Origin of the sequence: Candidatus Pantoea formicae (assembly GCF_011752625.1) — a bacterium.
GTDB lineage: Bacteria > Pseudomonadota > Gammaproteobacteria > Enterobacterales > Enterobacteriaceae > Pantoea > Pantoea formicae.
Window position 1 is genome coordinate 1 of sequence record NZ_VWXD01000047.1, and the last position, 377, is coordinate 377.

At 49.1% G+C, this 377-nt stretch carries 1 tRNA gene; it reads left to right on the forward strand.

What is annotated here, in order from left to right:
- Positions 1-20 precede the first annotated feature (20 nt).
- Positions 21-95, forward strand: a tRNA-Glu gene (locus F3J38_RS27830).
- Positions 96-377 lie beyond the last annotated feature (282 nt).

The following is a 377-nucleotide window of genomic DNA, read 5'->3' on the forward strand; positions in this document are numbered from 1 at the left end:
CGAAGTCGTGACACTATCGTGTCCCCTTCGTCTAGCGGTTAGGACTCCGCCCTTTCACGGCGGCAACAGGGGTTCGAATCCCCTAGGGGACGCCACTTGCTTGGTGACAGGTGAAAGGTGTCTCCACGAAATATCTCAAAACTTACGGTAACGTCAAGTTTGAGATATTGCTCTTTAACAATCCGGAACAAGCTGAAAATTGAAACGACGTGTCGGTTCATTTCTCCGTAATAAGAAATGAATAATGACATGTTCGAGTCTCTCAAATGCTTGCAGTCTGCAGCGTTGTAAAACGCCTGTGGGTTGTGAGGTTAAGCGACTAAGCGTACACGGTGGATGCCCTGGCAGTCAGAGGCGATGAAGGACGTGCTAATCTG